General features: G+C 71.5%; 11 protein-coding genes. 3 read left to right on the top strand and 8 right to left on the bottom strand.

Features of this window, described 5'->3' with window-relative positions; translation table 11 throughout:
* Positions 1 to 246 precede the first annotated feature (246 nt).
* The 3 genes from ACWD38_RS03420 to ACWD38_RS03410 form a co-directional block, all read right to left on the bottom strand.
* A complete protein-coding gene (locus ACWD38_RS03420; protein ID WP_450123253.1) occupies positions 247 to 834 on the bottom strand; it encodes a TetR/AcrR family transcriptional regulator in 588 nt (195 codons plus the stop codon).
* Between the two features lie 183 nt (positions 835 to 1,017).
* Entirely contained in the window at positions 1,018 to 1,443 is a 426-nt protein-coding gene (locus ACWD38_RS03415) for an HIT family protein (RefSeq protein WP_450123252.1), read from the bottom strand.
* 36 nt (positions 1,444 to 1,479) lie between these two features.
* Entirely contained in the window at positions 1,480 to 2,142 is a 663-nt protein-coding gene (locus ACWD38_RS03410; protein WP_184477791.1) for a stage II sporulation protein M, read from the bottom strand.
* 523 nt (positions 2,143 to 2,665) lie between these two features.
* Here ACWD38_RS03410 and ACWD38_RS03405 point away from each other — a divergent pair.
* From ACWD38_RS03405 to ACWD38_RS03395, 3 genes are all read left to right on the top strand, one after another.
* Positions 2,666 to 3,415 (top strand): response regulator transcription factor, encoded by a 750-nt coding sequence (locus tag ACWD38_RS03405; RefSeq protein WP_184477790.1) that lies wholly within the window; start codon positions 2,666 to 2,668, stop codon positions 3,413 to 3,415.
* Positions 3,412 to 4,524: a sensor histidine kinase gene (locus ACWD38_RS03400; protein WP_450123251.1), complete on the top strand. Its 1,113-nt coding sequence runs from the start codon at positions 3,412 to 3,414 to the stop codon at positions 4,522 to 4,524. Before ACWD38_RS03405 ends, ACWD38_RS03400 begins: the two co-directional genes overlap by 4 nt.
* A gap of 756 nt (positions 4,525 to 5,280) precedes the next feature.
* Complete coding sequence (locus ACWD38_RS03395) at positions 5,281 to 6,504, top strand: hypothetical protein (protein WP_184477788.1); 1,224 nt, start codon at positions 5,281 to 5,283, stop codon at positions 6,502 to 6,504.
* A 163-nt stretch (positions 6,505 to 6,667) separates the two neighbouring features.
* Here ACWD38_RS03395 and ACWD38_RS03390 read toward each other — a convergent pair whose 3' ends face one another.
* From ACWD38_RS03390 to ACWD38_RS03370, 5 genes are all read right to left on the bottom strand, one after another.
* Positions 6,668 to 7,333 carry a type VII secretion system-associated protein gene (locus ACWD38_RS03390; protein ID WP_450123250.1) on the bottom strand — a complete coding sequence of 222 codons (666 nt, stop codon included), beginning with the start codon at positions 7,331 to 7,333 and terminating at the stop codon, positions 6,668 to 6,670.
* A 3-nt stretch (positions 7,334 to 7,336) separates the two neighbouring features.
* The gene (locus ACWD38_RS03385) at positions 7,337 to 8,629 is read right to left on the bottom strand and encodes a YrhB domain-containing protein (RefSeq protein ID WP_246456687.1); all 1,293 of its coding nucleotides are present in this window, start codon (positions 8,627 to 8,629) and stop codon (positions 7,337 to 7,339) included.
* 147 nt (positions 8,630 to 8,776) lie between these two features.
* Positions 8,777 to 11,230 carry a hypothetical protein gene (locus ACWD38_RS03380; RefSeq protein WP_450123249.1) on the bottom strand — a complete coding sequence of 818 codons (2,454 nt, stop codon included), beginning with the start codon at positions 11,228 to 11,230 and terminating at the stop codon, positions 8,777 to 8,779.
* A gap of 256 nt (positions 11,231 to 11,486) precedes the next feature.
* Positions 11,487 to 12,068 carry a hypothetical protein gene (locus tag ACWD38_RS03375; RefSeq protein WP_184477783.1) on the bottom strand — a complete coding sequence of 194 codons (582 nt, stop codon included), beginning with the start codon at positions 12,066 to 12,068 and terminating at the stop codon, positions 11,487 to 11,489.
* A gap of 63 nt (positions 12,069 to 12,131) precedes the next feature.
* Complete coding sequence (locus ACWD38_RS03370) at positions 12,132 to 26,552, bottom strand: scabin-related ADP-ribosyltransferase (RefSeq protein WP_450123248.1); 14,421 nt, start codon at positions 26,550 to 26,552, stop codon at positions 12,132 to 12,134.
* Positions 26,553 to 26,618 lie beyond the last annotated feature (66 nt).

Raw genomic sequence — 26,618 nt, 5'->3', positions numbered from 1 at the left:
GCCCCGCCCCCCCGGGGTGGGGGGGGGCGGCGTGGGTCTCCCCCCGCGGGGGGGCGCGGGCGGTTGCGCCCCCCTCGCGCGACGGCCCACGCCTTCGATCCCCGAAGATCGGGCCGGAGCACCGGGCTCGAAGCACCGGCCGTCCACGCCGGTCACCGACGCTCGGCCCAGCGAGGCGCGCGAGCGGCGACTCACGGCGGAGATTCTCCAGGCGCAGAGCCGGAATTCGCCGGAGCAACCCGCCCGCTACGCGGGCAGCAACCGCCCCAGGGCGGACTCGGCCACGGAGGCGAGCACGTCGACGCCCATACCGGTCCGCCCGAGCGCGACCACGCCGAGCTGGGCGGCGAGGACCGCGTAGGCGACCGGCCCGGCGTCCGCGCCGGGATCCACATCGCCTTCGCGCTGGGCCCGCTCGATCGCCTCCGCCAGCACTGCGGCGGTCGCGTCGTAGCTGCGCCGGGCTTCGGCCGCGACGTCCGGCATGCTCATCGCCAGTTCGGCCGTGCTGTTGGCCAGCAGGCATCCGCGCTGGGCGGACGTCCCGGTGGAGTCGCAGCTCGGACCGCGCACGAACTCGCGCACGAAGTCGACGCCCCGCGACGCGGACGTCGACCGCTCCTGGAGCGTCCGCACGTTGGCGTCGTTGTACTCGCGCAGCACCCGCAGGAACAAGGCGCGCTTGTCGCCGAAGGCTCCGTACAAGCTGCCCTTGCCCAGTCCGCTCACGCGCATGAGGTCGTCGACCGACGTCGCCGCGTAGCCCTTGTCCCAGAACTCCTGGCGAATCGCCTCGACGACGCGATCCTCGTCGAACTCCCGCGGCCGTGGCACACCGCGATGGTACGCGTTCTTGACCGACCAGGACAGAAACCCCCGGTCAGTCGGGACGGGAGCCGAGCCGGAAAGCCCCTTGGAGGGTGCCGCGCCCAAGTCCATCCACATCGGACAGGCCTGAACGGTCGCCCCTGTCCGCTCCCACCGGCCCGGGAGCGGTCGCTCCGAGCGATTTCCAGGTCACCCCAGGGCTTTGCCGAGTCGGCCGCCAAGCTCGGCGATCGTGTCCACATCGCCCGGCACGGGCGACCAGGGCAGCGTCAGCCGGTCCTTGGACTTGTCGGTGTACCGGGGGATCACGTGCAGGTGGAAGTGGAACACCGACTGCCAGGCGTCGGCCCCGCAGCAGTTGAGCAGGTTCACCCCGTCGGCACCGAGCTCCCGGACCGCCGCCTTCGCGACGCGCTGCGCGGCCAGCGTGACGGCGGCCAGGTCCTCGGCCGGGATCTCGAACAGGTCCTTGCTGTGCCGCTTCGGAACGACCAGCAGGTGGCCGTCGGAGGCCGGGTTGATGTCCATGAACGCGAACGTCGTCGCGTCCTCCGCCACCTGCACGCTCGGCACGTCACCGGTCACGATCCCGCAGAACAAGCACTGATCACCCATGCGGTCGAGGTTAACCGGTGAGCGTCCGGGAACGGATCACAGCAGCAACTGGCCGAGCGGGTGCACGAGGTACCGCAGCGAGTACGCCTCCCACACCGCGCCGACGACGAGCAGCACCAGCGCGGGCAACGCCAGCAGGCCGATCCGCCGCAGGCCCCGGACGTAGCCCTGGCGCCGGTTCGTCGCGCCCACGGCGCGGGGGAACAGCCAGTGCCTGCCCAGCAGGTACGCGCCGAGCAGGAACAGGATGTAGGCCTGCAGCTCGATGACGACGGTCAGCGAGTGCGGGATGAGCGCCACCCACCCCTGCGCGGAGACCGGAACGATCGTGATGCCGGTTTCGACCGCCCAGTAGCCGAAGAACGCGAGCCCGGCGAAGGGCACGACGAGGGACGGCACCACGATGGTCAGCAGGCTCAGCCGGAACAGGTTGACCCCGAGGATCGTGAGCGCGAACAGCGGCGGAGTGTTCACCAGCCAGCGCACCAGCTCACCGGTGCCGTCCTCCTCCAGCGACGCCGACCGCGCGACCTGGAGCTCCGGGAAGGCGAGCCCGAGCACGAACCCGACGGCGAACAGGCCGTAAGCGGCCGCGTTGATGAGGAGATAGGCGCGCACGTTCTCGCGGACGAGCCGGAACGGCCGCCGCCAGAACGAGACGTGCGCGGATTGATCGACGCGAGTCGGCTCGAATGTCATGCGCCCATTGCATCCCGCCGGTCACCGCGCGTGCAGTGGCGCGAGGTCACCGGCGGACATGACACCACGTCACCCACCCCGGTCAGGCGAGCAGACCACGTTTCGGCGCCCTCGCACGCCGCTCGGGGCGGACTCGGTGCACCGGTCCGGCCGTCACCGGACGGTGGGCGAGGCCGGGGCAGAACCAGCTACCCGTTGCTGTTACCTGACCGAGAAAGCCTCGGTCACCGACCAGCGCCAAGCCCGCGCCCGAGGGACTCGCAGGAAGGTCTCGCGCCGCCCTCGTTCCTGGTGAAGGGCTCGTCAGGGCGAGGATGGCCGAGTCCCGCCCGACGTCGCACCACACCGGCACCACCAGGCCCGATCGTCCCGGCGGCGACCTCCGCAGCCGCCACCCGGTCAGCGCGGGGGAACACCATGGGGGGAAGATCTGCGCAATGCAGTGGCTCGATCGCCGTGTCGTGCACGCCTTGATGCGACGACGAACCGCGCGGCGAGCTCAAGATCGAGAACAGGTTGGTAGATGACGCAGCCGGGCCAGACGACGGACGGCGGCTCACGCGCTGGGCAGCTGCGCGTGCTGGTCGTGGAGGACGATCACGCGGTGGCCCAGGTGATCTCCGACTACCTGCAACGGGCGGGATACAGCCCGGTGGTCGTCTCGGACGGCGCGGTCGGCCTGCAACTGGCCCACCAGATGGCACCCGACCTCGTGATCCTCGACGTGATGTTGCCCGGCTTGAACGGCATCGAGGTCTTGCAGCAGCTGCGCACCCGCAGCCAGGTTCCGGTGATCATGCTCACCTCGCTGGGCGCCGAGAACGACCGGCTGCGCGGGCTGGGAGCCGGCGCCGACGACTACCTGACCAAGCCGTTCAGCCCGCGCGAGCTGGTGATGCGGGTGCAGGCCGTGCTGCGCCGGACCACCACGACGCCGCTCGCCCCGGCCAACGAGGTGGTGCGGGTGGGCGACCTGGAGGTGGATCGGGCCGCGCGCGTGGTCAGCAAGGGCGGGCAGAAGCTGACGATGACGAACAAGGAGTTCGAGCTCCTGGTCTTCCTGCTGGACAACCCCGGACGGGTGTTCCGCCGGGACGAACTGCTGCGCGAGGTGTGGTCCTACGACTTCGGCGACGCCTCCACGGTCACCGTGCACGTGCGGCGGTTGCGGTCCAAGATCGAGGACGATCCCGCGCGTCCCACCGCGCTGGTGACCGTGTGGGGCGTCGGGTACCGGTTCGACCCACCCGGCGGACCCGGAGCACCCCGGTGAATCCGCTGGTGATCGCGCTGATCGCGATCTGCGAATCCGTCGGGATCGGCCTGATCGGCGCGGCGGTGCTGCGCGTGCTCCGGCGGCACTCCGTCGAGGTGTCCCTGGTCGCCGTCGTCGTGATCACCGTGTGCGCGCTGAACGCGAGCACGTTCACCATCGTGCTGGTGGGGCAGACGGATCAGCTGCCCGCATCGACGAACCTGGCGGCGAACCTCGTGTCCGGGTTGGTCTCCATCGGGATCGGACTGCTGCTCGGCCGCTCGGTCGTGCGGGGCAGCCGGCAGCTGACCGACGCCGCGCGCGCGTTCGGCCAGAACCAGCGGTTCCAGCTGGCCGACGACCCGCCGACCGCGGAACTGGCCGAGCTGGCCCGGGAATTGCGCGTGACCAGCGCCAAGCTCGCGGAGTCCCGCAACCGCGAGCAGGCCGTGGAGGCGTCCCGGCGGCAGCTGGTCGCGTGGATCTCGCACGACCTGCGCAGCCCGCTGGCCCGCTTGCGGGCGATGACCGAGTCCTTGGAGGACGGCGTCGCCGACGACGTGCCGGGCTACTACCGCAAGATCCGCGGGGATGCCGATCGGCTGACCGGCATGGTCGACGACCTCTTCGAGCTCTCCCAGCTCCAGGCCGGAACCTTGCGCCTGACGCTGCGGGAGGTGGCGCTCGACGACTTGCTGAGCGACGTGGTGGCCGGTCTCGACGTGCTGGCCGACCAGCGCTCGATCCGGCTGCGGCCGAACCGCGTCGAGCCGGTCACCGCCGCGGTGGACGACCGGACGATGACCCGGGTGTTCAACAACCTGCTGATGAACGCGATGCAGTACGGGCCTGCGAACACGACGGTGTCGATCGACGTGCTGGCCGAGCACGGCTGGGCGATGGTCTGGATCTCCGACGAGTGCGGCGGAATCCCGCCGGAGAACCTGAGCTCGGTGTTCGACGTGGGCTGGCGGGGCGGGCAACGCGCACCCGGCGCCGAGCGGGGCGGCGGGCTCGGGCTGTCCATCGCGCAGGGGGTCGTGCGGGCCCACGGGGGCAACGTGTCGGTGCGCAACGTTCCGGGCGGATGCCGCTTCGAGGTCCGGTTGCCGCTGCACGCGGGCTGAGCCGTTCGGCTAGGCGGTACCGAGAAGCACGCGAGAGGAAGCGTTCCGCCGGATCTCCCGGTCACCGCACATTCCACGGATACCTTGCACGACGGTTGAAATCTTCCTGAATTGCCGCGCGGTGAACAGCGTCGAATGGGCTCCTCGACCACTCGTCGCGCATTCTTCGCGAATCGCGAACAACGGCACCGGCGAATTCGGCCGGCCGAGCGCGCCACGGTGCCGGGCGATCGCGACCCGGCCACGTCCGCGATCCGGTTCGCCCACGTCCGCGGCCGAACGACGTCCACAATGGACGTTCGCATTCCTCGTCGGAGGCGCGAGCAACCATGCCGTTGCGGCATTCTTCCAACGCCGCCACGGGTCGGGCCCGCTCCCGGCCGCACGCCCGATCGCGGGACACCACCAGCACGGACCGCGTCCGAGGTGGATCACGAGGCGGCACCTACCCTGCGAAACCTGGACGCACCGGTGAGTACCTCCAAAGGGGCAACGTATTGCCTGCTCACGTGGCGGCCCGTTCCGGAAAGCATCAACCGTGCGTAATGTCCGGTTTCGAACAGTGGTAAATTCGAACCTGAATGGCCCAATGGCGTGTCGTGGAGGTCTCCAGTGCCGCTGTTCTCGGTCAACGATCAGTCCGGACGCTCACCGGACGGACGCGATTCCTCAGAAACGACCCGGTGGACCGGGGCCGACGACGCTCCGACCGTTCCCCTGCCCAGGATTCGCGCCCGCAGCGGTGATCGGAAGCGCTTGGCGGCGGTCTGCCTCCTCGGAGCCGCGCTGCTCGCGACGCCGATCCTGCTCGTCGGCTGGTTCGTGCCGAACGCGGTGACCCTGGATGACGAGAGCTTCCCCGGCTCGCCGGTCGCACCGCTCGAGGACGGGCCGTCCGACGGGTTCCGGCCCGACTACGCGAGGGACCCCGCGGCGCGGGCGGTCTTGGACGGCAAGTGGCGACTGACCCACCTCGCCAGGAGCAAGCAGGGCACCGTGGTGCGCACCCACCAGATCGCGCCCGCGCAGGACGAGATGGCCGGGTGGACCGACCTCGGCGGGAGCGCCGCCGGGAACCCGGTGACCGTGCCCGACTCGGACAAGCGGATGGCGGCGTTCGTGATCGGCGCCGACGGCTCGTTGTCGTACAACCCGCAGGTGGAAGCGGACGCCTCGGCGCCGGGCACGTGGCAGGACCTCGGCGGCGCGCAGCTGATCGGCACGCCCGCGGCGGCGCAGGACGCCACGGGCAGGCTGCACGTGTTCGCCCGTTCCACCGCGGGAGGGCTCTGGGAGACCCACCAGAGCCGGGCCGACGAGGGCGGTTGGACCGGACTGCGGGAAATCCCCGGGCCCCCGATCCAAGACGATCCGGTCGTGCACGTCGACTCCCAGCACACGTTGAAGCTCTTCGCGCTGGGCGGCGACGGAGTGGTGCGGACGCACGCGCAGGCCGCCCTCGGTGCGGACGAGTGGAACCCGGCGCAGCAGGTGCCCGGCATAGCGGCCACCTCGCCGTCGGTGATCCTCGATGAGTTCGGCAAGTTGCACTTGTTCGCCCAAGGCCCCGACGGCGAGATCGTGCAGAGCAGCGAACGCGACACCGCGACCAACGTCTGGAGCGGTTGGCGGACCTGGCGGCAGTGGCGCAGCGAACCCGGCGCGTTCGCCGGTCGGCCGATGGTCGCCACGGGCGCCACGGGGATTCTGGTGCTGTTCGCCCGCGACGCGAACGGAGCCGTCCACGAAAGCTGGCAGTCCGAGTCGCAACGCTTCAGGTGGTACCCCTGGCAGCCCCACGAAGGTGATCTCGCCGAGCTGACCGCCGCGGTGAAGGACTCCGCCGGGAAGATGGTCGTGTACGGGATCGGCAGGGACGGGAGCCTGACGCGCACCCGTCAGGACAGCCCCTCGAGCGGGCCGTGGCACGAGTGGTCCACGGACCTCGGCGGCGAGCTCGACGTCACCACCACCAGCTGAGCGTCCGCACGCGCCGCGCCATCGACGTTCCCCGGCAGGTCGTCGAGGTCGGACCGGCCGTTCCGGCAGCGCTTTCGCCGTGGAACGAGTGGAGATTTCGCTGCCCCGCCCACGCCGTAGCGGTGCGCCCGTGCACCCCGAGATCCGTGACGCCGCACCGGCATCAGTCGGCGCGCACGGGCTGCTCCTGCGCACCAGGGGGTCCGGCCGCGGACGCGAACGCGTCCCCGAGCGCCGCTGCCTCGATCCGCATCGACGCCGGAGCTCCCGGATTCAGCAGCACGTCGAGTCCCGCCGCCGGCAGTCCGCCGGCCAGTTCGTCGACCGTCACCTCCACCCACCGCGCGTCCGGTACGCGGCGCCGGTGCACCGGGGACGTGGCCACCAAGACGGAGAGCGCGTCGTCCGGGGACTCGGTCACCACCGTCCTGCCCTCCGCGTCGACCGCCAGGCCCAGCACCACCTGCGACAGCCGTTCCAGCACCTCGGCGCCGTCGGCGCGGTCCTCGACCGCCAGTTGCAGGGCGGCATCGACCGGGTCGGTCGGCAGGCCCGGCCGGGACGGTTCGTAGTGCGGATTGGCCCGGAACAGGGCCGTGTCGCCGCCGCCCTCGACGAACCAGCCACCGACGACGGCCGCGGTGGGCGGCGGCTCGTCCTGCTCCTCCCAAGCGGGGTCGAGCAGGAAGTGCCAGCGGTCGCCCTCCCCGAACTCGGCGCGCTCGGCGGCGTCGGCCAGCGCATCCTCCCAGACCTGGTCGTCGGTCCTGGCCTCGTCGTCGGTCCCGGCCTGCTCGTCCACTTCGGTCTCCTCGTATCCGGTGCGCACCCGCTACTGGAAGCGCACGACGTGCAGTCCCAGCGGCGCCTGGTCGAAGGCGGGCAGGCCCTCCTCGGCCATCGAGTCCACCAGTCGCACCCCGCCGTCCCGCTGCGTCGCGACCAGCAGGTTGCCCACCGTTTCGCGCTCGCGGGCGTCCTTGCGGCGCACCCACACCAGCGCCCTGGCGCCCTCCGGCGCCTCCGACAGCTCGGAGAGCACGTCGCCCCAGCGCTGGTGCTCGGAAGTGCTCAGCGGCTCACCGAGCTCGCGCACCGTGGGCTCGTACCACGCCGCGTTGGCGGGCAGCGGCGGTTCGGGCAGGTCCTCGTCGCCCTCGTCCCACTGGGACAGGTAGGCCCACGGGTCGTTGTTGGGCAATCCGAACGGAACGGCGCCCTGCTCCTTCGGCACCACCAGCGCGGCGTCGAGCATCTGGTCCCGCCAGTCACCCGACTCCAGGAACCGCGGCGTGGTGCAGGCGAACAGCCAGCCCCGCTCGGTCTCGTCCGCGGCGTCCGGCTCGACCAGCACCGCGTCGTCGCCGTAGGCGTGGTCCAGCCAGCTCTCCGCCTTGCCGATCGCGGATTCCAGGTCGGGGGCGACGCCCTCCCACGGCAGCGCGAGGACTTCGACGGCCCCGGGCAGGGGGCGGTGGAAGCGGGCCACCTCGATCTGCACGACCTCGTCGTCGTCCAGGCCGGCCAGCGTTCCGCGCTGGCCGTCGAGGACGATCACCTGGTCCTCGTCGTGGAACGCGTACAGCAGGTGCCCGGTGATCTCGACCCCGCCGAGCTGCCTGCGCAGCCACATCACGCCCCGGGTGCCCGGTCCGCCCTCCAGGATCACTGAGGTGGCGTCCTGCCAGGTCGAGCAGGTGCTCAGCTCGGCGCCCGGGAAGTGCGCGGCCAGCATCCGGCCCCACCAGCCCGGTGCTTCGTCCATCGGTTCCCACGGCAGCGCCGAGGCGGGAAAGCGGTCCACCGCCGCGTCGGTGGCGATCAGGCAGCCCCGCGCGTTGCTCCGCCAGCGCCACGCCCCTGCGGCGGCGGAGCCGTTGATCTCCTCGTCCAGCGGATCGGCGTTGGCCACCGGGAAGGGCTCCCCGCCGTCCTTGGGCACGGCGATGGTGGCGGCCAGCAACGGCTCGCTGGAACCGGCCGCGTAATCGCAGGCGAACAGCGCGGTCCGCGCCCCGTCCCGCAGCGGCTCGTCACCGGTGAGGGTGACCAGCCCGCCGTACGTGCGCTCCAGCCACTCGGCGCCCCGACGGGCAAGATCGTCGCTCATCATCACCTCGGTCATTCGTGCGCACCTTCGCGGCCCGGGAAGTCCTCGTCATCGTGGACCTGGGGGGCGCGAGCGGTCTCGGACGGCGGCGGGCGCAGCGGGGAACCCCCCACGGGCGGCCCCGCTCACCGGTCTCGAAGGCCCGCGGTCCACCACCGCCGCCTACTCCCACTCCATGTCGAAATCGGAATCGTCCGCGACGTTCTCGGCGTAGTCGAGCACGCTCTCGGCCTCGTTCCGGCTGAGGCCGTACCGGTCGGCGAGCTCGCCGGGAGTGCAAGGCTCGAAGTTCTCCCGTGCCTCGCGCGCGTACTGCAGCGCCTCGTTGCGAACGTGCGCCTCGCTCAGCCCGAGTTCCCCGGCCACCTTGGCGTACCCGGGACGACCGTCGACGCGGTCCACGTACTCGTGCGCGAGCCGTTCGACGACGAAACTCGCCGCATCGGAGGAAAAGCCGTACCGCCGGGACACCTGGTCGACGGTGTCCGGGGAACCGCTGCGCGCCCTCGTCAGCGCGTGTTCGAGGACGACGGCCCTGAGGTCCTCGTCGGCGTCGGCCCTGCTGATCCGGTACCGAGCTCGCAACTCGTCAGCAGCGCACCACTGGCCACGATCCACCGACGCCCGCACATGGGATCGTGCGGCGGTGCGGCGGGTGCGCCGGACCCACTCCCCGTCCTTTCCGAACATCGCCGCCAGGTCGTTGTGGGTCGTTTGAACGGCCACCGCGGCATCAGCCAGGAACTCACCCGCGGCGGCGTCGATCTGCTCCAGCGCCCAAGACCGGCTCCTGCCGTACTTCTCGGCCAGCACCCCATCGCTGATCGGCTGCACGCGATCCGCCGCCTCGCGCACGTCGAGCCGGGCGAGGGCATCGCGGTGCCGGTCCAGAGCTCCCGTGTCGAGGCCGTAGCCCTGAGCGAACTCGGCGATGGCGTGCGACCGGCCGGCCGCCTGCGCGTCGTCGAGCACCGCGGCGGCGATGGCCCGCTCCGCCACGTCGCGGCCGATGCCGCGCCGCCGAGCGAGCGCCTCGACGGCGTGCGGGGCCGCGCCGTCCCGCACCGCTGCGCGAGCATCATCGCGCGCGGCACGCGAGATCCGGTCTTCGCCCCACCGGACGACCATGTGGTAGCGCTCGGCGAGTTCCTCAGCGCTGTACGGCGCCGGACCGGCCGGGTCCGGCGCGAGCTCGGCCTCCGCGGCGCTGTTGACCCGGTCGCGCAGCCGGCCGCTGTCCACCTCGAAGGTCGTGGCCAGCCCGAGCAGCGAAGCGGCGGTGAACGTGTCCCCACTGCTCGACCGCTCACCAGCGCCTCGCAGGTAGTAGAGGGCGGCCTCCTCCCTCCGGTCGTCGACCCATTTCTCCGTCCTGCCGGTTCTGGCGGACAGGCGCTGCACGACTTCCGCTCTTCCCGCGGACCTCACCATCATCGCCAGCGCTTCGACGGTCGTCAGCGTCTGCACCAGGTGCTCGGCCTCCGCCTCGCCGATCCCGTACTGCTGGGCGACGGTCTCGGTCGAGCGCAGCGGCTGTTGACCGGCGAGCAGTGCGGCACCGATCCAGAACAGTCCTTCTTCCCGGCCGAGGCCGAGGGGTCCGGTCAATTCTTCGAGGGTGCGAGGAAGACCGAGTTCGCGCAGCTGTTGCTCCCACCCGGCGGCCCCGGGGCCGTCGTACCCGTACACGATCCGGTCGCCCGCCGCGCGAACGTCGGCGAGACCGTCCGCGACGAGTTGGTGCTCGACCGCCGCGACGCTGATTCCGTACCGCTGGGCCGAAGCGGCGGTGTCGACCCGGTCATCGCCCGCATCGGCGCGCATCGCGGCACCGATCCGGTCGAAACCCCACCTGGAATCCTTGCCGAACCTCTCACCCAGTTCGGTCGCCGAATAGGGCACCTGCCCGTCCGCCGCCGCGCGGGCGAGGTGGCGCGCCGCCGAGCTGAGCTGCTGCTCGACGCTGTCAACGGCCACCCCGAAGCGACGGCTCAGATCCGTCACGCGGATTCCGCGCACGAGGTCGTCGGAGTCATCGCTGTCGGAATCATCGGTATCGAGCTCGCGCTCGTAGTCCGCGGTGCCGCCGGAGTCCCCGGCGTTGATGAGCCTTCGGCGGTGCAGGTCGTCGAAAGGAGTGCGCAGTGCGAAGGTGCGCACCGCTTCCCGCACCGCTTGCCGCTGGGCCGTGCGGCTCAACCCGAACTTGTGGTGCACCACGCGGGGATGCGCCAGCGTCTCGCGGATCAAGGCGGCGGTGATCTGCAGCGCGGCCCAGTCCTCGGTCCGCGCGTATCGCTCGGCCGGCTGCGCCGCCGAGTACGGCACGGTGGTCCGAGTCGCGACGATCACGTCGTGCTGCGCGACGTCGGCGATCAGGTCGTTCACGGTGTCCGGCCGGACGCCGAGCTCGGCGGCCGATCGTTGCACCGACTCCGGTCCGATCGGCCGACCGTCGCGGACGTACCGCTGGATCAGCGCGGCGGCGTTCTTCCTGGTGTGCTCGAACGCGAACGCGTCACTGATCCGACGACCGGCCCAGCCGAGGTCCATGCCGTACTTCGCGGCCAGCGCCTCGGAGTCGTACTGGTCACCGCGTCCGGATGCCGCCAGCACGTCGGCGTGGGCGACCTGGTCGATCTGGTCGAAGGCCCGCGCTCGTGGCTTGCCGAAGGTCTCGGCCAGCTCCTCCGCGGTGCGCTGCGGCCCGCTTCCACGGCGGCGTGCACCTGCGCGCGAGCCCGCTGCGCGGCGCCCGAGGCGGTGCCGAGGTCGTCGCCCAGCGGACGGGAGACCCGGGTGAACGGCCAGGGCTGCACGAGCCCGGTGGTGTCGCGGGCGTCCTCGATCCGCTCGGACGCCCAACGACGGCTCATGTCGTAGCGGCGGCCAGCTCGGCGGCGGTGTGGGAGCCGCCGCCATCGATGGCCTCCCGCGCGTCCGCGAGCGCGGCGAACCCGATCAGCTCCCTCGCGCGCGTCGAGGAGAAGCCGTACTTCGAGGCGAGCGCGGCCGGCGTGTGCGGGCGGCCGTCGCGGGCGGCCTCGCGCGCGTCGGACGCCCCCGCGACGGCGATGAGCGTGTTCGCGGGCAGCGGGTGATCGCCGAACCTGGCGGCCAGGTCGTCGGCGTCGTACGGACGGCCGAGGTCCGCGGCGGCGCGCAGCTCGGCGACCACGGCGGCTTCGAGCAGTGCGGTGTTCTGCTTCTCCGTGGCCCCGAACCGCTCGTGCAGCGACCCGGTGCCGCGCAACGGCGATTCCGCGCTCGCCGCCCGCAACTCGGCTCCGAACTCGTCGGCGGCGCGGAGCACCACGTCCCGCGCCCACTCGCCGTTCTTGCCGTACTTCTCCGCCAGGGCGGTCGGCCCGAGCGGCCGACGCGCCGCCGCGGCGGCCAGCACGTCGGCGCGCGCGACGGAGTCGATCTGCTCGAACGCCCGCTGCCTGCTCATCCCGAAGCGCTCGGCCAGGTGTCCGGCGGTGAGCGGTTCCCCGTCGTGCGCGGCGGCGCGGATCTAGTCCTGCACCCCGACCGCGGCGGCGTCCGGGGCGAAGTCCTCCACCGCGATCGGAACGCGACCCGCCGGAGCCCCGACCAGCTGGTCGGGGTCGAGCACCCGGCCGGTGAACTCGCCCTCCGTCGGAGGGGCGAACGGCAGGATTCCCACCACGGTCTCGGGACGGGCATCGGGAATCGTCGCGCGGTCCCCGTCCAAGAACATGACCACACCCTCGGGGGAGGTCGCGACGACGACTGCGTGGAGCATCCCCTCGGAACCGCGCAGGAACACCACCGCCTTCTCGTTCGGCAGGTCGCGTGCGTACGCGGTCACCTCAGCGTACGAAGCCCCCACCGCTCGGGGTGGCTCGTTAACGAGCTGCCGAATCAGGAGCAGGATGTCCTCGAGCTCCTCGTACTCCTCGCGCAGCGACGCGATGGCCTGCCGCCGCTGGGCAGACGGCAGTGCCTCGATGTCGAGCACCTGCTCAGCTGACAGGCCGAAGTTCCGCTGCCCCCGGCGGTGGTGCCGATCCCACAACGCGTCGAGGCGATCTCTGTTGGACATCTCCGAGGCACGTGCCTGTCGTTCGGGCTCGGAGGCGAAGATCTGCGTCTCGTACTTCACGAGCGTCTGCTTCATGAGCACGTCCTGGAATCGCTCCTGCATCAGCCCGACGGTCATCGGGCCGCCACCGTCCACTTCCACGGTCACACCGCCGACGAGCGTCAGCATCGTCGCGATCACCGACGAACCGCAGTCGTTCTTGCGCCGACCACCGGGGTTGATCGCGAGCAGGTTCGGGAACATCTCCCGGAAGAACGCGGCAGCGTCATCCGGGCCGGGGAAGCTGGCCTCCGTGATCGCTATGGAGTCCACCAGCCTCGCGCGACGGAAATTCCCACCGGCCTGCGCGGGAGGCGGCGCGGACGACTCGCCGTAGTGCGGCGGCTCGGTGTACAGCGGGGTCAGCCCCATCTCCGCACGAGTAGGTGTCGGGGCGGGCCTCGACGAGGCCGGGTCCGGGACGGGAACCTCGTTTCCCGGCGTTCCCCGCATGGAGTTCCGCAACAGCGAGGGGAACTGCCGCCGCAACGACGAATCGGTTCCCCGCGCCGAGCCCGACGGACCGGCCGACGACGGACCGCCCGACCGCCCCAGCAGGCGCGCGAACCGCTCGCGACGGGTCGACCGCGAACCGCCGCCATCGTCCACGGGGTACTTCTGCATCCCGATCAGCAGCGCCGGGTTCAGCGGCTCACCTGCGATCGGCACCGCACCCGTCCCCGGCAACGGCACGTATCCCGCGACATCACCCGGGCGGGGTTCGACCATCACGCCGCGCTGGACGTCCGCGAAGCGCGCCCTGCCACCGGCACGTTCTCCCAGCACCGCGTGCAACTTCCCGCCCTGACCGTGGAGCAGCACCACGCCCAGCGCTCCCGGGCGCTGACCCGCGACGTGCTCGGCCACCTTCCGGTAGGTCGCCGCGACCGGTCGTGCGCCCACCTCCTCCGCGAAGTCCCGCACCGTCACCACGTCATCCGGAGACGCGGTGACCAGTTCACCGCGAGCACGCGTCGCCCACGCCGCCAGCACCGCCCGGTGGCAGTTCGTCCGATGCCTCGGATCACCACTCTCGTACCGCGCCGCGTTCACCCCTACGAACTCGGGGTAACGAGCCCGGAACTCCTGGTCACCGACCTCGATCTCCCCGTCCCGAGAACCGGTTTCGGACTCGGATTCGGAATCGTCCGAATCGAAGCTCGAATCCCGCAACGGCGGCCGGTCCCGGCGAGCCGGTACCGGCCCGGTCTCGGACTCGCGCGCGGCGGCCGGACCGGGCCTCGAACGGCCGTGGGGTATTTCGCTCCCGTTCAGCGGTTCGGCTGGGAAGAGCCGGGCGTAGGTCTCGCGCACGGCCCGCGGCGTGGCGAACAACGACTCCAGCTCGGCAACTCCGCGTCGCAGGCTCGGGACGTACGCGAAGAGCCGGTCGCCGGAAGTGGTGACCGGCGCGCCGGTCGTGAAGTCCGCTTCGGCGCGCTCCGCCTGGTGCAACTGGTGCAGTTCCACGAACAGCCGCTGCACGTCGCGCACCGCGGAATCCGGCAGCCTGCCGCGGAATCCGGCCGCGTCGCGGCCGGTCAGCCGCAACGCCGTCCGCGCGACGAACTCGAACACCGCGTCCGCATCGGCCTTGTTCTGGTGGAACTGCCCGAACGGGTCGGACGCCACCAGCACCCGAGCCGCCTCCAGGTCACCGTCCGCGAAGACCTCGCCGTAGCGCCCGGCGAGGTCGGCCGCCACCGCGTTGCGCGGGACCGCGTCGGGCCGCCGTTGCTGCGCCTCGGCGTCGTCCTGGACGAGCTCGTGCTCGTCGTCCTGGTCCTGTGACACGCCGTCGGCGAAGTTCTCCTGGGGCGGGAACTCGTCCGAGTACTGCTCGTACCGGGCCGCCTGCTGCCGCTGCGCGCTGTCGGCTCCGAGGCCGCGGAACAGGATCGCCTTGACCACCGCGTCCACCGGGATCACCCGGCCGGTGTCCGGCTCCTGCCGCGCCAGCTCCAGGTACCGCCCCAAGGTGCGCCGCACCCGCTCGCGGTGATCCTCCGGGCCCTCGCCGCCGAAGTGCGGTCCGTCCCGGTGCAGGAGCTCCGGCAGGTGCTCACCGGCCGTCGCGACGAGACGGTCCGGGTCCGCACGGTCGCGCCACCGCGCGGTGATCGCCGCACCGGCAGCCCGCCGGCGAGCCTGCTGCTGCGGCAGCTCCTCCCGGAGGGCGGCGAACTCGTTTTCCGCGCCCTTGCCGGTGATGCCCAGGTCGCCCAGCATCCGGCCGTGGTCCTCCGCCAGCGCCACCACGATCGTGGCCTGATCGGCCCACGGCCGCACCGTGCGCTCCATGAAGTCGTCCAGTTCGCACGGACGCTTCGACGCCGTCCGGTGGTGCTCGACGCAGTCGTCGAGCCGGGTTTCGCCGAACTCGTGCTCGTCGAGGAAGTCCCGCAACTCCTCGGTCCGCTGGCCGAGCGGCACGATCGGGTCGCCCGCCCGCAGTGTGGCCGCCGCGTCCCGTCGCGACGGCGACACCAGTTCCAGCCAGGTGGAGTGGTGCTGCCGCAGGCCCCGCGCGATGCGGCGCGACTGCCAGACGGAACCGGCCTCCAGTTCGTCCAGCGTCGGCCAGGCCCGCCAGTTCGAGTTGAGCTCGCGGTCCGTGCGCGGCACGCCGAGCCGGTCCCGCAGGCCGTCCACGTGCTCGACCGCACCCGCCCAGTCACCGCGCAGCAGCCCATCCTTGCCCAGGCCCGAGGTGTAGGTGACCATCGAACCCGGCCGCAGCGAACCCGTGAAATCGGGCAACGACTCCGGCGCGACGGTGAACAGGTTCGGCCCCGCCTTGGGCCACACGTTCACCGTGCGTCCGTCGTGCTGGTGCGGGAACTCCTCCCGCACCTCGGCATCCCGGCTCAGCTCCCGCACGAACTCCAGCGGCGCCAGGTAGGACCGGATCACCGGCGGGTTCGCCGAACGCCACGGCAGCACCTCCGCCAGCACGTCCTCGGCAGCCGACAGCAGCTGCACCGCCGAGAGCGGACGCCCCGCGATCACCGACAACGGCCGCCCCACCTGCGAGGACAGCACCTGGATCCGCCCGGTCACCGGGTCCTGCTGCACATCGCCCACCGAGGCCGCGCTCGGCTGCCCGCTCAGGACGTCCAGCTGCGGCAACTGCGGAGCCGACACCACGGTGTACAACCGCACGTGCGGCTCGCCGTCGACGTCCTCCACCTCGAACTCGCCCCGGTGCACCACCGGTGGAAGCGGACGATCACTCCCCGGCTCCGGGCCGGAGAGCAGCCCGGGCCTGCTCGGGCCGGGGTAGGACACCCCGGACCGTCCCAGAGCGGAGCCGGTCGCCTGCCCCCGCGACACCACCGGGGCCGACGAGGACACCGGCGCGGAAGCGGAACGCGCCCGGTAGGCGGGGTTGTGGACGTACTCGATCCGACCGTCGTCGTGGCGCAGCTCGACACCGCGGATGTACTCCGGCCGGACGCCGCCGGGGAAGACGACCTCCTGCTGCATGGGCATGGCGTACCGGTTCAACGACGCCACCAGGTCGATCCCGCCGGGAGCGTCGATCTCGAACACCTGGATGCGGTCGCTCTCGCGCCGGTTCACGTCGTAGTCGTCGTTCCACCGGTGGTCGCCCCACTCCGCCGAGAAGGCTTTGCTCCGGCTGAACGAGACGAAGGACGTGCGCAGGCCGATCGTCGTCTGGTGCGTGTCCAGCGAGGCCGGCAGCGCCGAGTCCTCCCACGGCACCAAGCCGGACCTGAAGACGGCCTCGTAGTCCCGGTCGTCCTCCCGGTAGAGCATCTCGTCGTCCGTGCGCCACAGGAGCCCGCCCGGCGCCGCGGACAGCTCCAGCAACGGCAGCTCGGACGGGTCCGCCGGCCGCACCGCCGCGTCGAGCGCGTTGACCGGCCGGATCGCCGACACCCGGCGCCCGAGCCGGTCGTACTCGCCCAGCAGGCCACCGAAGTCGAGGTCCGTCGTCGTGACGCCGGCCATCTTCGCGAGCAACTTCTCCAGCGGAGAGTTCACCTGCTCGAACTCGGAACCGTAGGCGTCCTCCAGGTTCACCAGCCCGTGGTAGAGCTGCGCCAGCGACTCGTAGCGGTCGCGGTCGACCGGCTGCCCGGGGACCGCCTCCGCACGCCAACCGTGCAGCTCGGTGAACAGGCGCCGGAATGCGCGTTGGATGCGCCGATGCGTTCCCCGGTGCTCGGTATCGGCACCGAGGTCGCCGAGCGTGTCCCCCATCAGGTCGAGCCTCGACTTGGCCCGCACCGCGTGGTCCTCCACGTCATCGATCAGCCGCTTGAGACTCCTCGTCGTGGGCCGGCCGGGTTGCTCCGGCCCATGGCTGATCTTCGGAACGGCCCGAGGGCCGTGTCGTCCCAGTTCGAGTTCCCTCTTCAGGGTTTCGACGCGGTTCTCCAGCACGTAGGGCTCACGCCGGGGCCGTCGCCCGGCGGCGTTCTCGGCATGCCACCTCTCGAACAGGTCCGCGCCGCGGTCGAGGTGCTCCTGCCATTCCTGCTCGCTCCCCCGGCGATCCCGGCCGTCCGCGCCGTGCCAGACGCGGGTGCTGTCCGGTTCGCGGACGGCGAGGTAGTCGTTGATCTCGGCGAGCAGCTGCTGGAGGCGGTGCTCCTTGAACCGGGTGACGGGGTCGTCGTCGTCCGAGCTCGGCTCGGGCTCGTGCTGACCGGTGGCCGCGTGGTCGGGGCCCAGGTAGGGCGTCGGGGACGCCAACGCACCCGAGATCACCCGGTCGAGCCGGCTCAGGTGCCGCGACGGGACGCGCGGCGCCACCGTCAGGTCCTGGGCGTCGATCCCGCCCATCACGTTGGTTCCGGTGTTGTGCGCGCGCCGCGTGACACCGCCCCAGTCGGCCATGTGCCGGGCCACCAGTTGCTTGTGGTTGCGGATGTGCTGGAGCAGGTCCGCGGGCAGTCGCCGCTCGCCCGCGTGCTCGTCGGCGAAACCGAAGCGGTGCAGCAGCTCGTGGCCGTAGATCAACGGGGACTTGCCGACCGGCAAGCGGCCGTCGTCCGCCCGCGACCCCGGTTCGGTGATGTCCATTCTGCGATGCGCCGAGTCGGGATCCGAACGCTCGGCCCGCACCAACAGGCGCTCACCGGCCAGCTCACCACCCGCCGGGAACAACAGCCCCTGACTGTTGACCAGGTAGTTCACCCCGAACACCGTCGACCGCCACACCGCATCGACGTGCTCAGCGGTGACGCCCTCCGCCGGAACCAGGTCCAGTCGCAGCGTGCCTTCCACGACCTGCTGACCGCCGACCTCGAAACGGCGCACGTCGAAGTACGCGCGCGGCCCACCGCGGTCCTCCACCGGCAACGGCAGCGTCAGGTCGACGTCCACAGTGGTCACCGCAGCCTGCTCGCGGGCGACGTCGTACTCCGCGACGTCGAAGCCCGCGCTGTGCGCCGGGTGCTCCTCCCGCAGTCGCGGGTCCGGATGCATCGGCCACGACCCCTCCACCGACGACGCGATCCCCGCAAGCCGCTCCGGACCGAGCACGTCCGCGCCGTCCTGGACGGGGGGTGCCCCGAGCTGCCGGAGGACACCGTCGAGCAACTTGTCGCCGCTGCTGTCCAACGACCACTGGCCGTCCGAGGCGGGACCGTCGACGACGGTGAACCCGGTGTGCGCCGCGCCTCCCGGCCGGTCATCGCGCTGCACGTCCAGCGCGAAACGCGCACCGGCGAACGCACCCGACGAGAACTCCCGTCCCGCCGCGTTCACCCGCCGCTCGGCAGCCGCCAGCAACGACCGGTGCAACCTGTCGACCTGCTCAGCGCTGACGCCCGCACCGGGCCGCAGGCTCAGCCGCACCGTCGCGGCCAAGACCTCCTCGTCACCCGAGGTGAAACGACGCACCTCGAACAGCGGCGCCACCCCATCAGCCGACACCGCGTGCACCCGGGCAGATCGCCACTCCGGCCCCATCGGGGACGCCTGCACATCCACACCGGGCTCCGCGTCGGGCGAAGCACCTTCGACACCCCGCCGGACGGTGTTGTCGAAGAGCTCCGAGAGCATCCGCGTCGCCGCCTCGTCGTCCGGGCGGGAGCCGTCCTCTCCGATGAGCGACCGAATCAGGTCCTGGCGCTCGGCGTGCCGTGCGAACGGACCGCCACCGGCCAGCCGATCGAGCTCCCGTGCCGCCGCCAGCTCGTGCTCGTCCAGGTTCCGGTCGGGCGCCAGGCCGTACAACCGCCGCACCCGGTCCTGCTCGGCCGCGTCGGCTTCGCCCGGCTCACCGAGCTCCTTGCCCAGTTCGACGGTCAGCTCCGGGCGCGCGGAACGCAGGTCCGCGGCCAGCTCTTCGGCTTCGGCACGAGTCAGGCTGGGTTGGAAGCCGTCATGAGCACTGATGCGTCCCCAGTTGATCACCACCTTCTCCACGGCGGACAAGTCCAGTGGGCCGTGGATCTGGGCTTCCAGGTAATCGTGCGTGCTCGTTCCGGGCGCCCCGGCCAGCTCGGGGTCGTAGCGGAAATCGGTGGCCTCGGCCACGAGGTGCCGGAACAACTCCTCGTCGCCATAGGCGAGCAACGTGTACAGGTGTTCGTTGTCGGTGTACTTGACCGCGTTCGCATCCGAATCATCGCTGAGCGCGAGACCGGTGTCCCCGGGCGTGAACGTGGTGCGAGCCCGGATCTCGTCGTTCCAGTGCAGCACGACCGTGCCCCACTGAACGGCCGTGCCCTCGGTCCGGCTCGGCGGGATCACAGCGGCGTAGCGCGGCATCTCCGACGGGTCCACGACCGTCGTGCCGTCGCCCTGCTGAAAAGCGGAGGAATATCCGAACCACCACTCGACCTTGGTGCGATGACTCGCGTCGGCGTCGCGCAGAACACCTCGCTCCCACGCGTTCTGGATCGGCTGTCCTTCGGCGAGCAACCGCAGCAGCGGAGCCTGCCCGCCGTTGCCGTCCGGCACGAGCGCGTGCGGGAACAGGTTCCTGGCGATGGGCCAGGACTTGAGCTTCTCGTGCGCCGCGGCCGCGATCTCGGCGCGTTCCGCCTTGCTGTCGGGGTAGTTCGCACCACTCTGCTCGTTGAGCCTGCGGATACGAGCAATGGCCCTGTTTCGGTCACGCTGGTGGAACTGCGCGCCGCGGAGCTCAGCGGCCATCAAAGCCCAGGACTGCGCCGGGGTGAGCTGATCCCAGCCTGCCCGGTAGTGCGGTGATTCGGGGTCGCGCGCCTGCGCGAGCCGCACCACCTCCGCGCCGTCGGGAACCATCCAGCGGTTCTCGTGCACCGAGTCCTCGATGTCGTCGAGATCCCGGTTGTCCATGCCGAGCGGAAGCGTGCGTCCTTCGTCGACGCGCACGTCGATCTCGCGGTCGCGCCGCGGCGATCCGCCGTGTGCACCGTCCCCGGCTCCGGCAAGCTCGCTCGGCCGAGCTGACAAGTCCGCAGTGGACTCCGAAGGGTGCTCTTCACCGGTGGCCTGGTCGCTCGTCTCGTCCGGCAGCGCCACGACCTGCTCCCGCGCGGGGCTGGTGCCCTCGGCCCCGATCTCCTCGCCGGGGGCCGGGACCTCGAAACCGAGGTCGAGCAGCCCTTGGCGGTCGACCAGGAGCGGGATCGGCTCGTCCCGGCCGGTGCTGATCGGGTCCGCCCACTCCCGCGGGGTGCCCTCGCCCCGGTAGCTCGGTTCGATCCTCCACCGGGGAACCGCCGTGACCAGGTACATCGTCCGGTGCTCGGTGGCCGCGGCCTCGATCTTCGCGGACAGCTCGGTGGACTGCTTCCGGTTCCGCCGGCCCAGCGGCTTCTCGAACTCGGCGAGTTGGTGGACGGGCCGGTAGGCCGAGTTGTGGATCTGCGGATCACGGAACTGGAGCAGGAAAGCGGGGCCCCAGTCGAGGCCCTGGTCCGCCGCCCATTTCACGAGCCGCTTCTCGACTTCGTTCGGCTTCAGCGAACCGTCCAGCACCTGGTGCAGCTTGCGCTGCGTCAGTCCCGCTTTGATCACCACTCCGGAGAGGGGGCCGCTGGTCAACTCGGCCTGGTAGCCGCTCGCGGACATCGCTCGCGGCAGGTCGTTGCGCAGCTTGTCGACGTGCGCCTCGGTCAGCAGGGAGTGCGCGTCACCGGGGCGGAGCCGGGGACGGTGCTGCTCGCCGCCGCCGAGGAAGAGGCTCTTCAAGCCCTCGCGAAGCCCCGGCGCCTCGAAACGACCGACGTGCACGACGGCGTTCGGCGAGAACCCGAGCGGCACCCCGCGTTGCCGTTGGTCGTGCCGCAGCGACAAGACCTGCTGCGCGAGCGGTTCCGGTTCCGGGGAACCGAGCGGGACGGTCTCCTCGACCGGCACCGTCGAGCGGATCGCGTCCGGCACGGTGAAGCCGCCCGACCACGGTTCGCTGAGCACCGGGGAGCTCAGCGTGGAGACCCAGTCCGGCAGGAGCTTGCGGTAGGCGCCCGGCGAGGCGTACGGGTAGACGTCGATCTCGACGTCCAGGTCGTGGACGAACTGGTGGCTCGCACCCTCCAGCCCGGCGAACGCCCCGGTGGTGTGCTCCCGCATGTGCTCCGGCTGGCTCACCGTGTTGTAGGTGATCGAGCCGCCCGGCGCGATCAGGGCCGCGGGAGCCCCGGTCGCCGCCGGATAGCCGACGAACATGGCGGTGAACCTGCCGAAGAACCCTCGCGTGTCGTACTGGCGCGACCGGTGGACGAGCTCGTGCTCCGAGGAACGTCCGGGCTCGCCGGGATCCGAGGGCCGCCCGATCGTCTGGTGGAAGCGCCCTCCGCGCGGGGTGCCGCGCACCACCACGAGCTGCTCGACCCTGCCGAATGCCTGGTCGGTGACCACCAGCAGCGGCCATCCCCCGTTGACGATCTCCCGCAGCACCGGGTCGCCCTTGCGCGAGCCGAGCACCGGCCACACCGAGTCCCGCATCATGCGTTCGTTGAGCGAGTCGAACAGCCGCTGCGCCGCGGGCGGGTCGCTCGACGCCCGCGCCCCGTGCAGTGCGTGCCGCACGGCCGCCAAGGCCTGCCACCGCACGCTGGTCGACTCTCCGTTGGCGCGCGACCGGCGGGCCAGCTGCTCGGCGATCCCCTCGGCCAGTTCGCCGCCCGCCTTCAAGCGGTGCGCGGCGATGACGCCCTTGCCGCGCCCGACGTCGTCCGGTGGTCGAACGGCGGGGGGCTCGACCGGCTCGGCTCCCCGGGACTCGTCCTGCCGCGCGTCCCCGTCCGAACGCGGCGCCGCCGGTTCCCCGTCCACCGGAGCGTCCGGTCCGTGGGCCCGGCGGTACCGCTCGGCGTCCTCCGGCCGCAGGTTCGCGACGTCCGCTTCGGAGAGCCGGCCGACCTGGTCGATCGCACTGGCCGGGACCCACACCTTCGCGTAGCCGGATTGCCGCAGCGACTTCGTCGCGTGCACCGGGGTTCCGTCGTGCAGCCTGCGCAGCAGGCTTTCCCAGCGCCGCCGCACCGAGGTGTGCGCGGTGTGCTCACCGTCGTAGCGGATCAGGTACCCGCGCTCGTAGTGCCCGGTCGCGTCGGTGCTCTTGGCGGTGCGGGAGTCGGACGTGCCGGAGCCGCGGGTGTACGCGAGCTCGCCCCCCACCCCGGCGCCCAAGCCCGACCCCTTGTTCACCGGGATCACGGTGACCGCCCCGGCCCGAAGCCTGCCGATGAGGGACTTCTGCGCGCTGACGGCGCGGTCGGTCTCCGAGCTGCTCTTGTCCGCGAACCAGTGCCGCTCGTCGACCCGGATCGGCGTCGGATTGCTCAACCGCGTCCGCAGGGAGATGTCCCCGTGCAGCTCCCGGCTGCCGAGGACTCCGCCGCGGTTGTGGGTCTTGAGTTCGCGGCGGTCCCCGAGCAGCACCGCCCCGGCGAAACCGGCCATCCGTTCTTCCGGTGAGCTGAACACCTCCAGCCCGCCCAAACCGGCGTTGCGCTCGTTCAACACGTCCTCACCCGGGTCGTTGGACCGGCCCGCGTTGTGGCGCGACCAGTGACCGCGGTGCTCGTCGAACTTGACCGGCGCGCGCCCGATGAACGGCCGCTTCAGCATGTCCCGCCACCGGTGGAAGGGAACTCCGCCCAGCATGGTCGCCGTGGTCCGCCGCAGTCCGGGCACCGGGGCCAGCGAATCCAGCTCGAAACCGGCGGGCAGGTCACCGTCGCGCCCATCGTGCTGCGCGGCACCGTCCTGCCACACCTGTTCCGGCTCGGCTTCACCGGTGGGCTCGCCGAGCGCGGTGCCCGGCGAGTCCGAAGCCTCCACGTGGACCGCACCGGTGACACCGGGCAGTGCCGCCCCGGGGTCCGACCAGGTGCCGCCGAGGCGCGTGGTGAACTCGGCCCGGTACTCGTACCGCCGGACCCCGCCCTTCCCGGTGAACGACTGCTCGTGAGCGACCTTGCGCGTGACGGTGTCCCCGGCGATGTTGGTGTGGTCCAGGGTCAATCCGGTGAGGCCGGGCCAGAAGTTGTCGGCGTAGCCCATCCCGCCGATCCCGTGGGCGCGGGTCCGGTCCTTGTCCTGCCCCGTGATGCGCTGGTAGGCGGACACGAGCTTGCCGCCGATGCTCGTGCCCGGCTCGTCGGCGGCGAGTTCCGCCCGGTCGAGGTCCATCTCCCCGTGGAAGAACACGTCCGGCGCGCCCTTGTACACCGCGCTGAGGGGGAACCGCACGCCGTCCCCGCGGGTGATCTCCCGCGCGTGGTCCTGGACGAAGCGCCGCATCCGCTGCGCGGCGCGCGGCAGCTCGCGCGGGGCCACGTGCCCCTGGACGGCGAGTTCGGACAGCGCGGGGCCGACGAGCGCGTCGACCGTGGCCTTCGGCAAGCGGTGGATCGCGTCCACCCGATCCGGGGCGTTGCGGGCCTGTTCGGCGTCGACCTCCCGGGCGGCGGGCTCGGTCGGCGCGGTGGCGACGCTGTTGGTCCACCCGTGCTGTTCGGCGTTGTGCGGCTTGAGCCTGCTGGTGGCGGTCCCGGCGACCAAGGCGGGCTCACCCGAAGTGGCGCGGGCGTCGTGCGGCAGCACGTCGACCACGTACGTCAGGTTCGACAGCACCTCGTCGAGCGGGCCCTCGTAGTTCTCCGTGGTCTCGTGCTCGTGGCTCGCGACCGCCGAACCGTTGTGGATCTTGTTCCGGATGTCCTCGCTCTGCGGGCCGAACAGCAAGCCGGTGAGGCCGGTGACGTCCCCGCCCGCGACACCACCACCGCCGCCGTGCCGGAAGGTGATCGCTTCGCCGGAGGAGATCTCCCCGCCGGTCCGCTCCGCACGGGTGAGCCTCGCCTCGGAGGTCGCGGCCCGCAGCGGCCGGACATCGGTGACGCCGATGAGGACGTCGACCGGCTTGCCGCCACCGGCGAAGTCGAAGGTCTTGCGCAGCACCTCGCCGCTGAGCAGCGACCTGCCCTCGCCGCCGAGTTCGGCGAGCACGGTGCGGAGATCGAGCTCCGCCGGGTCGTTCGGGGAGAAGTCGCCGCCGAGCTTGTCCCGCACCGCGCGGTAGATGCCGCCGACGCCGGAGAAGTCGACGTGCTCGATCGCTTCCGGGTTCCCGGTCCGGAGACCGCCCTCGGGGTTCAGCTGCGATCGCTGGGGCCACTTCAGCCGCAGGTCGGCCACCGCCTCGCTGAAGTACCGCTGCGGACGGCGTCCCGTGGAGGTGGCGGAGATCCGGTAGCGGGCCTGGTGCCGGGCGGCGACGACCGGCAGGTGCGGTTCGGTGATCTCGGTCGACGTCCCGCGCTTCGCGGCGGAACTCATGCCGGACTCGCGCTGGTGAGCGGACCCGGCGAGCTTCCCCGACACCGCCACGAACGGCGTCGGCACCCGGACCGCGACGGATTCGGCGCGCGCCTTGGCCCGGCTGCTGGAGACCTGGTGCAGCACCCGCTCCCGACCACCGGAGGTCCGCACGTCGTCGGTTCCCGGCAGCCGGCTTCCCGGCTCGGACAGCTCGTTCACGTCCAGCACGACGCGCGGGCCCCGGCCGGGCTTGTCACCCAGGTCGACGATGTGCAGACCTTCCAGGCCGGAGCGGAATCCGTCCTTGAGGTTCTGGTCCGAGAACGCGATGTCGACCCGCTTGTCCAGCTCGGTACCGTCCGACTTCGGGTCGCGCACCAGGTCCTTGACCATCGCCCGGATGCGGGAACCGTCGATGTCGCCGTCGACCCAGGGCCGCTCCCGCAGTGCCCGGTCCACCATCGAGTCCTGCTCGGACGGGGCCGGCTCAGTGTGCTCCTGCTCGGCGACGTCGGCGGGCTCTTCGACGATCGTCTCCAGACCGCCTCGTCCCGCGCCGCGTCCGGCGATGCCGTGATCGCCACCGTCCGATCGCGTCGACTCCGCCCCGGCGACGTCGGCGGGCGGCGTCGAGTACGTCGTCAGCTCGTGCGCCTCGCCCCCGTCCAGGTCCAGCGGGGTCTCCGGCCGGTGGCCGCCCTCGTCGTCCAGCGCCTTCGAGGGGACGCCACGGGACGCGCTCAGCGGGTCGAAGTCGAGCAGCGCGGCCCGCGCTCGCGAGCGGACCCGCTCGTCCGACCCCGCGGATTCCGGCTCTGCGGTCCGCTGATCGGACCCTCCCGGATGCTCGTCCGGTCCTCGGTGCTCGGTCGGCGGCCGCGGTGGCAGATACTCCGGGGAGTCCATCCGCGACTCGAGCCTGATCCGGTGCAGCTCGTCCGGGCTGTAGCGGTACTCGTCCGACACGAAGGTCGGAATCCTCGTCGTCGAGGTGGTAGCCCCCGGATAGCTCCGAATGCCCGCGTTCCCCGAAACGCCGAGCACGAGGTGCTTCTCGTCGGGAGTGATGTGCAGCCCCAGGAGGTCCCTGGGGAAGTGCGCCGGATTCCCGTACCCGGCCCGGCGGAACTCGCGCATGAACCGGAGCGAATGCTGGTCCTGGGTCAGACCGCACGCCATGGCGAACAGCGACCCCCGCCGGTTCAGCTCGTAGGCCTCCTGGAAATGCGCGGAGTGCAGGTTGACGAGGGCGATGGCGGCACCGTCCGCACGGACCTCCATCGGCTTGTCCAGCGCTTTGCCCTGCACGTACACCGCTCCGGCGGGGAGCTGGAAGCGCGCCCCGTCCGCTGTCAGCAGGTCGCTGACGATCGGGTACCGGTCCCCCCACGGCGGCCGCACGAGCCCGGCACGGCGGCGGTGGCGCAGCGCCTCGCCCAGATCCTCCACCTCGGCCGTGCGCATCACCTGGTCCATCCGCGGCATGCCGACGCTGGTGTAGAAGTCCGCCATCCGACTGGGAGCCCACACGAAGCTGACACCGATCTTGACCCGGCCGCGCGGGTCGAACCGGGCCTGGCTGTAGATCGGCCGCTGCCACACGCTGTCCAGCCGGAACATCACGGTGTCCCAGAAAGTTCGCCCTCCCGAGCTGAACAGGGACCGGCCCCGCGCGAGGCCCATCTCTTCCGGCGAGACGCGCGGACCGCTGCTCGGACGCCCGGTCCGGCCACCGGAGAACTCATCGTGCTCGGTGTACCTGCGGCGCGGACGCTCTCGACGACTCTCCGGCTCTGGCTCCGCGGTCGGCCCGGTGTGCCGGCGCTCGGGCCTCCGGGTCCACGGCCCGGCCATGGGGTCGCCGTACATGGTCTGGGCGTACCTGGCGTGTTGCTCCTTCTTCTCGAGGTCGTCGTCGTACTTCTGACGCTCCGTGTCGTTCGACAAAACGTCCCAGGCAGTGTTGATCCGGGCCGTGTTCTTCTTTGCGGTTTCCTCGTTGTTGAGGTTCTTGTCCGGATGGTTCGCGAGCAGCAGCTTGCGCCACTTCTTCTTGATGTCCGCGATGTCGTCACCGCGAGCGGCGCCCAGCACGGCGTAGTGATCCTCGACCGACTCGAGGTCGGCCTGGGTTTCGGGCTTGGCCTTGGCGTCCGCCTT

It is taken from the genome of Saccharopolyspora sp. NPDC002578 (genome assembly GCF_053592695.1).
Note: the sequence above shows the minus strand (reverse complement) of the source record. Positions and strands in the feature narration are given on the sequence as shown.

Coding starts and splice junctions, on each gene's coding strand:
- ACWD38_RS03415 (WP_450123252.1), bottom strand. CDS start 1,443: ATGGGTGATCAGTGCTTGTTCTGCGGGATCGTGACCGGTGACGTGCCG.
- ACWD38_RS03410 (WP_184477791.1), bottom strand. CDS start 2,142: ATGACATTCGAGCCGACTCGCGTCGATCAATCCGCGCACGTCTCGTTC.
- ACWD38_RS03405 (WP_184477790.1), top strand. CDS start 2,666: ATGACGCAGCCGGGCCAGACGACGGACGGCGGCTCACGCGCTGGGCAG.
- ACWD38_RS03385 (WP_246456687.1), bottom strand. CDS start 8,629: ATGACCGAGGTGATGATGAGCGACGATCTTGCCCGTCGGGGCGCCGAG.
- ACWD38_RS03375 (WP_184477783.1), bottom strand. CDS start 12,068: ATGAGCAGGCAGCGGGCGTTCGAGCAGATCGACTCCGTCGCGCGCGCC.